Origin of the sequence: Kocuria sp. SM24M-10 (assembly GCF_001027955.1) — a bacterium.
Taxonomy (GTDB): domain Bacteria; phylum Actinomycetota; class Actinomycetes; order Actinomycetales; family Micrococcaceae; genus Kocuria; species Kocuria oceani.
Map to the genome: position 1 here is coordinate 24,898 of NZ_LDNX01000066.1, position 8,330 is coordinate 33,227.

Consider the following 8,330-nt stretch of genomic DNA (forward strand, 5'->3'; position numbering starts at 1 on the left):
GCTCGGTGCCGTCAGCCCGCGAAGAGCTTCAGGGCCTCCCGGTTGAACGCCTCGAGGTCACCGGGGTTGCGGGAGGTCACGAGCCGGCCGTCGACGACGACCTCCTCGTCGACCCACTCCGCGCCGGCGTTCTTGAGGTCCGTGGCCAGGGAGTTGTAGGACGTGAGCCGCCGCCCCTGGGCGAGCCCCGCCTCGATGAGGATCCAGGGGGCGTGGCAGATGGCCGCGATCGGCTTGCCCGCGGCGTCGAACTCCTTGACCAGGCGCAGGGCGTCCTGGTCGACGCGCACGTTGTCGGCGTTGAGGGTGCCGCCGGGCAGGACCAGGGCGTCGAACTCCTCGGCCCTGGCGTCGGCCAGCGTGGCGTCGACGTCGTAGCTGCCGGCGTGGTCCCAGTCGCCCTGCATGGCGGTGATGCTGCCCTGCTCCGGGGACAGCAGCACGGGCGTGCCGCCGGCCTCCTGCACGGCCTTCCAGGGCTCGGTGAGCTCGGGCTCCTCGACGCCGTTCGTGGCGATGAACGCGATCTTCTTGCCGGTGATGTCGGTGGTCATGCGCATACCTCCTGCTGGGTGGACGGACATGGACGGACGGACGCGGGCGGGTGGGCACGGACGCGCGGTCACTGGGAACCGCGGCACCGGCTGCCGTGCCGGTCCCGCCGCGGCCTGTCGCGCGACCACTTCTCGCCGGTGCGTCCCACGGGTTGCGTCCCACGGATTGCGTCCCGCCCGGTCGTACCCGTCCACTCTCGCCGCAACGGCCCGGATCGGGAAGCCTGCCGGCGGCCCGTTCTCGCACGGCGATCATCCGGGCTCCTGGAATACCCCCGGGGGTACTTGCATACCCCGTGGGGTATCTGCCAGACTGGCGACGACCTCCTGAGCGGCACCCGGAGCCCCGGGGCCCGCCGCACGACCCGCGCCGGACGACAGGCGCCGGGCGAAGGCAAAGGACTACGACCCATGACTCTCACCCTCGTGCTGACCCTGCTGCTGGCGGTGCTGATCGGAATCTCGCTCGGACTGCTCGGCGGCGGCGGGTCCATCCTCACCGTGCCGATCCTCACCTACGTCACCGGCCTGGACCCCAAGGAGGCCATCGCGGCCTCGCTCTTCGTGGTCGGGGTGACCTCGGCCGTCGGCGCCGTCCACCACGCCCGCAACGGCCGCGTGAGGTGGCGCACCGGCCTGGTCTTCGGCGCCGCCGGCATGGCCGGAGCGTTCGCCGGCGGCCTGCTCGGCGGACGCATCCCCGGCGCCGTGCTGATGATCGCCTTCGCCCTGATGATGGTCGCGACCTCCCTGGCCATGCTCCGCGGTCGGAGGAACGGGCCCGCCGGCGCCCACGACGGCGAGCTGCCCCTTCTGAAGGTCGTCGCCGAGGGCCTGGTCGTGGGCCTGGTCACCGGCCTGGTGGGGGCCGGCGGCGGCTTCCTCGTCGTCCCGGCCCTGGCCCTGCTCGGCGGTCTGTCCATGCCCGTGGCCGTCGGCACCTCCCTGGTCGTCATCGCCATGAAGTCCTTCGCCGGCCTCGGCGGCTACCTCACCACGGTCTCCCTGGACTGGGGCCTGGTCGGGGCCGTGACCGTCGCCGCCGTCCTGGGCTCGTTCGCGGGCGCCCGGCTCGCCGGGCGCATCCCCGAGGCCGCCCTGCGGCAGGGTTTCGGCGTCTTCGTCCTGGCCATGGGCGTCCTCGTCCTGGTCCAGGAACTGCCCGGCGCCGCCGGGGCCGTCGTCGGGGTCACCGCCGCGGCGGCCGGCGTGGCGGCCGCGGTGTGCTGGTTCGCGGTGCCCCGGTGCCCGCTGCGCACCCCCCTCACCGCCTGACCCACGCCGCACCGCGCCCGGGCCGCGCCGCCCGGCCGCCCCCTGGCACCCCGGAGCACCGGCAACCCACCGAGCCCCCGACCACCGACATCCCACCGACAAGCCCGAGCACCGACAAGGAGAATCCCATGGCCACCATCGACCTCACCGAAGCCGACTTCGCCTCCACCATCGAGCAGCACGACATCGTCCTCGTGGACTTCTGGGCGTCCTGGTGCGGCCCGTGCCGCATGTTCGCCCCCACCTACGAGACCGCCTCGGCGAAGCACCCGGACGTGGTGTTCGCCAAGGTCGACACCGAGGCCGAGCAGCGCCTGTCCGCCGCCGCCGGCATCAGCTCCATCCCGACCCTGATGGCCTTCCGGGAGGGCGTGCTCGTCTTCTCCCAGCCCGGCGCGCTGCCGGCCGCCGGACTCGAGCAGGTCGTCACCGCGGTGCGGGACTTGGACATGACACAGGTCCACGCCCAGCTCGCCGCCCGGCGGTCCGCCGCCGGGACCACCGGCGGGCAGTCCGCGCGGGCCTGAGCCCGGCCGCACCGCCACCGGCCGGACCGGCATCCGGGGGCCACCCGGCCGCCGTCCGGGACGGCACCCGCACCGAGGCCGCGGCCGGCGCCGACACCGCGCAGGTGTCGGGCCCCGCGCCGCACGACACCAGGAGGAACGCACCATGGACATCACCGTCATCGACACCCCCCAGCTCGGCGACCGCAGCTACCTCGTGCACGACGGCACGGTCGCTCTCGTCGTCGACGCCCAGCGCGACATCGACCGGGTCGAGGCCGCGGCCGAGAAGGCCGGGGTACGGGTCACCCACGTGGCCGAGACGCACATCCACAACGACTACGTCACCGGCGGCTACGTCTACGCCCAGAAGCACGGGGCCGCGTACCTCGTGAACGCCGCCGACGACGTCTCCTTCGAGCGCACCCCGATCACCGACGGCGAGACCGTCCGGGTCGGGGGAATGACCGTCAAGGCCGTGGCCACCCCCGGGCACACCCACCACCACCTCTCCTTCGTGGTGGAGCACGGGGAGGAACAGGCCGTGTTCTCCGGCGGCAGCGTCCTCTACGGCTCCGTGGGCCGCACGGACCTGCTCGGCCGGGAGCACACGGTGGGCCTGGCCCACGACCAGTACGCCTCGGCACGGCGCCTGGCGCAGGAGGCCGGGGCGGAGGCCGCCCTGTACCCGACCCACGGATTCGGCTCCTTCTGCTCCTCCGGACCGGCCACCGGGGCCTCCGGGTCCACGATGGGCGAGCAGCTCGAGACGAACCACGTGTTCACCGATCCCGACGAGGAGCACTTCGTCACGGAGCTGATCGCCAATCTCACCGCGTACCCGAACTACTACGTGCACATGGGTCCGGCCAACGCCGCCGGACCCTCCGCCCCCGACCTGTCCGTGCCGGAGTCCCTGGCCCCGAAGGAGCTCCGGGCGCGCCTGGCGGCCGGCGAGTGGGTCGTGGACCTGCGCCACCGCGTGGCGTACTCCGCCGGCCATCTCAGGGGCACGGTCAGCTTCGAGTACGGCGACGGCTCCAGCTTCACCACCTTCCTGGGCTGGGTCTTCCCCTACGACCGGCAGCTGACCCTGGTGGGCTCCCGCGAGGACGTCGAGAACGCGATCCGCGACCTGTCCCGGATCGGCATCGACTCCCCCGACGCGGCGCTGGGCGAGGACCCGCGGCGGCTCGCCCCCGGGGCGGCCGTGTCCTCCTACCCGCGGGTGGGCTGGCAGGACGTGCTCGCCGACCGTCCGGCCGACGAGCCGATCCTGGACGTCCGCCGCGCGGACGAGTACCAGGACTCGCACATCCCGGGCGCAATCAACATCCCGCTGCACGAGCTGCTGCCCCGCCTGGGCGAGCTGCCCGCGGGGAGGCTGTGGGTGCACTGCGGCTCCGGCTACCGCTCCGGGGTGGCCGCCTCCCTGCTGGAGCGCGCCGGCAGGGACGCCGTGCACATCGACGCGATGTTCGACGAGGCCGAGCGGTCGGGCGTCCCGCTCGAGCGGTGACCGGGCCGGGGACCGGCGGCGGGCGCCAGGTCCCCGCGCCCTGCCCTCGGCCACCGGATCGAGCACCCGACGCCCACCGCCCCGTGAAAGGCCTCCCGTGAGCTCCACCCGCACCTCGCCCCCGTTCCGCTCCCCCCGCCCGTCCCGCGCCGGTCGGCGGGCCGTGCCGGCGATCGGCGCCGCCGTCGTCCTCCTGCACCTCATCGGCTGGGGCGCCCTGCTGGGCCTGGCAGCGGGCGCCGGGCCCGGCGGGGACGGGCTGCTCGTGGGGCTCGGCCTCAGCGCCTACGCCCTCGGGGTCCGGCACGCGTTCGACGCCGACCACATCGCCGCGATCGACAACGCCACCCGGGCCCTCATGGCCCGTGGCCGGGAGTCCGCGGCCACCGGCTTCTGGTTCGCGCTGGGCCACTCCTCCGTGGTCCTGCTGTCCGTGCTGCTGCTGGCGCTGGGCGTCGAGGTGTTCGCCGGCGGTCTCGCGGACGAGGGCTCCGGGCTGCGCCGGGCCGCGGGCCTCTGGGGCGGCACCGTGTCCGGGCTGTTCCTGCTCACCGCGGGGCTCCTCAACCTGGCCGTGCTGCTGCGCCTGCGCCGCGCCCACAGCTCGGCCCGGGCCGGCGCCCTGGGCCCCGCGGAGCTGGACGCCCACCTCGACGGGCGCGGGCTGCTGCACCGCCTGCTGCACCCCGTGACCCGCGTGGTCGACCGGCCGGCGCGGATGTACCCGGTCGGCCTCCTGTTCGGACTCGGCCTCGACACCGCCGCATCGATCGGCCTGTTCGTCATGGCGGGCGGGCTCGCCCCGGACCTGCCGTGGTACGCCGTGCTGGTGCTGCCGGTGCTCTTCACCGCGGGCATGACCCTGTTCGACAGCGCCGACGGCATCCTCATGCACCGGGTCTACGGGTGGGCCGGCGTGGACGCCCACCGCACGCTGGAGTACAACCTCACGGTCACCACCGTCTCGGTCGCCATCGCCTTCGTGATCGGCGGCACCAGCCTGCTGTCCGTGGCCGCGGAGCTCCTGCGGCCGGCGGGCGGCCCGCTGGCCGCGGTCGCCGCCGTGGACCTGAACATCCTCGGCATCGGCGTGCTCGCGTTCTTCGTCCTCTCCTGGCTCGCGGCCCGCCTGGTGGAACGGGTGCGGCGCGACGGCGACCCGCTGCCCGTGCGAGGCTGAGCGCATGGTGAAACTCCTGCTGCTCGCCGACACGCACGTCCCCAAACGGGCCCGCGACCTGCCGGAGCCGGTGTGGCGGGCGGTGGACGAGGCCGACGTGGTCCTGCACGCGGGCGACTGGGTCGACCTCGCCACCTTCGAGCGGCTCCGGGAGCGGGCCGCGCGGCTGGTGGGGGTGTGGGGCAACAACGACGGCCCCGAGCTGCGCGAGCGGATGCCGGAGGTGGCCCGCGAGACGATCGGAGGCGTGCGCCTCGGCATGGTCCACGAGACCGGGGCCGCGGCCGGCCGGGAGGCCCGCATGGACCGGACCCATCCCGGTCTCGACGTCCTGGTCTTCGGCCACAGCCACATCCCGTGGGACAGCACGACCCCCCGAGGGATGCGGCTGCTCAACCCGGGCTCCCCCACCGACCGGCGGCGGCAGCCGTACTGCACCTACGTCACGGCCGTCGCCGCCGGTGGCCGGCTCACCGACGTGGAGCTCCTCCGCCTCCCGCGGCGCTGAGCCGGCGGACCGGACCGGCGGGAGCGGGACCGCCGGTCAGCGCAGGCCCCGCAGCCCGTAGTAGCGCCGGCCCACCACGGTCCCGTTGACCCGGATCGCGGCCCACACCAGCACCAGGAGCAGCGCCACGACCACGACGGGCGCCGGCACGAAGATCGCCCAGACCACCAGCGCCATGCCGGGCACGGCGAGCGCGATCGGCCAGGCGTACTGCACCATCTCCACCGCCATGTAGTCCTGCATCTCCCGCAGCACCGGGTCCTGCGGGATCGCACCCCGGCGCACCGACATCCGCAGTCCCTTGCTCGCCCGGGCGCGGGCGTCCATCAGGTCGTTGCGGGGGGCGTCGTCCGCGCGGACCAGGGACAGGACGACGCCGCTGAGCAGCAGGGCCGCGCCACCGGCCAGGAGCCCCCACTGCGCCGGGCCGAGCAGGCCGTCCGGACCGAGCAGCAGCGCCGCGGCGATGCCGCCCAGCAGGCCGACGACCAGGCTGAGCACGGCGGCCAGGACGATCCGCCGCGCCCAGATCGCATCGAGCTCCCCGAGCCGTGGGATCTGCACGTGCGGGTGGTCGGCTCCGCTGAGCCGGATCTCCTCGTCCATGGCCGTACCGTCCTCTCGTCGTCGGTGGTCTCCGTTCGGACACCTCCATTGTCCCCCGCCGGGCGCACCGGGGCCTGCCCCTGAGCGCCCGGCGTCCGGGGCGGCACCGTCCCCGGGCACCGACGCGAGGCCACCCCGGGGCGCGGAACGCCACGGCCCGGGGACGGCGCCACCCCCTGGTCCCGGCAGGCTGCCGGGACCAGGGGGTGGCGTCGGGCGGACGGGCTCAGGCGGCCTGGTAGGTGAGGCAGTCGGCCTCGTCCGCACCCGCCCCGATCTTCACGTCGTGGGCGGTGCACATCAGGTGGGAGTTGTGCACGCACTCGGCCCGCTGGCAGGCGCCGACCTCGGCGTGGACGGTGGGCAGACCGCCCTCCTTGCCCAGCGGGATGAAGGTCCCGCAGTGGGCGTGGCCGGAGGACCCGGCGACGGTGATGGCGTGGGCGGTGCACTCGTGGTCGTGGTTGTAGGAGCACTGCCCCACGCTGCAGTCGGAGACGGGAACGAACTCGGTGGTGGCCATGGCTGATCCTCCTGGGGATGTCCACGAGACCGGGCCGGCGGCGGCGGCCTCTTCGTCCTTCCAGGATGCGCCGCATCGGCGGCCATGGATAGCACAACTTTTCGTGCCCGATTCCCGGCCGGCCCGGAGCAGGTGCCCGGACCGGGTGCCCGGGCCGGCCCGGGCGGGGCACAATGGCGGGGACCGCACCATGGCGAGGGCACCGGGCCCGCGACGGAGGCCACGGGCGCAGAGGGCCCCCGCTGGGGGCGGAGGAGGACCGTCCCATGCACGTCCTGACCGAACTGGGCGCGGCGCTGGCCGCCGGGACGGTGGAGGTCGTCGACCTCACCACGCCGCTGACGCCGGAGACGCCGATCCTGCAGCTGCCCGCGCCCTTCGCCAACACGGTGGGCCTGTCCATGACCCCCGTGAGCGCCTTCGACGACGCCGGGCCGGGCTGGGCGTGGAACGACCTGCGGCTGGGCGAGCACGCCGGCACGCACCTGGACGCCCCCGTCCACTGGATCACGGGCCGGCACGGGAAGTCGGTGGACCGGATCGAGCCGGCCCGGCTCGTCGGGCCCGCCGCGGTGGTGGACTTCACCGCGGAGGCCGAGGCGGACGCCGACGCCCTGCTCGAGCCCGAGCACCTGGAGCGGTGGGAGGCCGAGCACGGGCGGTTCCCGCGGAACTGCTGGGTGCTGCTGCGCACCGGCTGGTCCGCGCGCGGGGAGGACCCCACGCGGTTCCTCAACGCCGACGAGCACGGCCTGCACGCGCCGGGGCCCTCCGTGGCGGCCGCGCAGTGGCTGGCCGCGCACCCGCACGTCAGCGGGTTCGGGGTGGAGACCGTCGGCATCGACGCCGGCGTCGCGGGCGGGTTCGACCCGCCCTTCCCCGCCCACCACCACCTGCTCGGCGCCGACAAGTACGGGCTGACGTCGTTGCGCGGCCTCGACCGGCTGCCGGTCCTCGGCGCCCAGCTGGTCGTGGCCCCGCTGCCGGTGGTGGGCGGCACCGGCAGCCCCGCCCGGGTGCTCGCCCTCGTCGAGCGGGCCGGGGCGTGACCGGCACCGTCGCCCAGCTCGTGGGCCGCACGCTCGCCGAGCTGGGGGCCGGACACGTCTTCGGCGTGGTCGGCAGCGGCAACTTCCACCTGACCAACGCACTGATCGCGGCGGGCGTGCCGTTCACCGCGGCCCGGCACGAGGGCGGGGCCGCGACCATGGCCGACGCCTGGGCCCGCACCAGCGGGCGCGTCGCGGTGCTGAGCACCCACCAGGGCTGCGGGCTGACCAACGCGGTGACCGGGATCGGGGAGGCCGCCAAGTCCCGCACGCCGCTGGTCGTGCTCACCGCCGACGCCCAGGCCGCGGCCGTGCACTCGAACTTCCGGGTCGACCAGGACGGCCTCGCCCGGTCCGTGGGCGCGGTGGCCGAACGGGTGCACTCCCCCGCGAGCGCCGTGGCCGACGTCGTCCGGGCCTTCCGCCGCGCCCGCAACGACCGCCGCACCGTGGTGCTCAGCGTGCCCCTCGACGTCCAGGCCGCCGCCGCGCCGGAGACCTCCGAGGTCCCCGTGCTCCCGCCCGCCCCGCGGGTGCGCCCGCACGGCGACGACGCCGGCCGGCTCGCCGCGCTGCTGGCCGCCGCCCGGCGGCCGGTGTTCGTGGCCGG

At 75.1% G+C, this 8,330-nt stretch carries 10 protein-coding genes; 7 read left to right on the plus strand and 3 right to left on the minus strand.

Going from position 1 to position 8,330, the window contains the following annotated elements; translation table 11 throughout:
* Nucleotides 1-11: 11 nt before the first annotated feature.
* On the minus strand, nucleotides 12-554 hold the full coding sequence (locus tag ABL57_RS08110) for a type 1 glutamine amidotransferase domain-containing protein (protein ID WP_047802948.1): 543 nt from the start codon (nucleotides 552-554) through the stop codon (nucleotides 12-14).
* A 411-nt stretch (nucleotides 555-965) separates the two neighbouring features.
* On the opposite strand from ABL57_RS08110, the gene ABL57_RS08115 reads away from it, so the two are divergent.
* From ABL57_RS08115 to ABL57_RS08135, 5 genes are all read left to right on the plus strand, one after another.
* Nucleotides 966-1,829, plus strand: coding sequence for a sulfite exporter TauE/SafE family protein (locus tag ABL57_RS08115; protein WP_047802949.1), 864 nt, complete (start codon nucleotides 966-968; stop codon nucleotides 1,827-1,829).
* A gap of 128 nt (nucleotides 1,830-1,957) precedes the next feature.
* Nucleotides 1,958-2,356 (plus strand): thioredoxin, encoded by a 399-nt coding sequence (trxA, locus tag ABL57_RS08120; protein ID WP_047802950.1) that lies wholly within the window; start codon nucleotides 1,958-1,960, stop codon nucleotides 2,354-2,356.
* A 145-nt stretch (nucleotides 2,357-2,501) separates the two neighbouring features.
* Complete coding sequence (locus ABL57_RS08125) at nucleotides 2,502-3,854, plus strand: rhodanese-like domain-containing protein (protein WP_047802951.1); 1,353 nt, start codon at nucleotides 2,502-2,504, stop codon at nucleotides 3,852-3,854.
* Between the two features lie 97 nt (nucleotides 3,855-3,951).
* On the plus strand, nucleotides 3,952-5,034 hold the full coding sequence (locus ABL57_RS08130) for a HoxN/HupN/NixA family nickel/cobalt transporter (protein ID WP_152683322.1): 1,083 nt from the start codon (nucleotides 3,952-3,954) through the stop codon (nucleotides 5,032-5,034).
* A 4-nt stretch (nucleotides 5,035-5,038) separates the two neighbouring features.
* Nucleotides 5,039-5,542, plus strand: coding sequence for a metallophosphoesterase (locus ABL57_RS08135; RefSeq protein WP_047802952.1), 504 nt, complete (start codon nucleotides 5,039-5,041; stop codon nucleotides 5,540-5,542).
* Between the two features lie 36 nt (nucleotides 5,543-5,578).
* On the opposite strand, the gene ABL57_RS08140 is transcribed toward ABL57_RS08135, so the two are convergent.
* Both ABL57_RS08140 and ABL57_RS08145 read right to left on the minus strand, forming a co-directional pair.
* On the minus strand, nucleotides 5,579-6,148 hold the full coding sequence (locus tag ABL57_RS08140; RefSeq protein WP_047802953.1) for a hypothetical protein: 570 nt from the start codon (nucleotides 6,146-6,148) through the stop codon (nucleotides 5,579-5,581).
* Nucleotides 6,149-6,374: 226 nt separating this feature from the next.
* Nucleotides 6,375-6,671 carry a DUF1540 domain-containing protein gene (locus ABL57_RS08145; protein WP_047802954.1) on the minus strand — a complete coding sequence of 99 codons (297 nt, stop codon included), beginning with the start codon at nucleotides 6,669-6,671 and terminating at the stop codon, nucleotides 6,375-6,377.
* Nucleotides 6,672-6,937: 266 nt separating this feature from the next.
* Here ABL57_RS08145 and ABL57_RS08150 point away from each other — a divergent pair, with 266 nt between their 5' ends.
* Nucleotides 6,938-7,720 (plus strand): cyclase family protein, encoded by a 783-nt coding sequence (locus tag ABL57_RS08150; RefSeq protein WP_047802955.1) that lies wholly within the window; start codon nucleotides 6,938-6,940, stop codon nucleotides 7,718-7,720.
* Nucleotides 7,717-8,330, plus strand: a 614-nt coding sequence (locus tag ABL57_RS08155) for a thiamine pyrophosphate-binding protein (RefSeq protein ID WP_047802956.1), incomplete at its 3' end; no start/stop codon positions are given. The genes ABL57_RS08150 and ABL57_RS08155, both read left to right, overlap by 4 nt.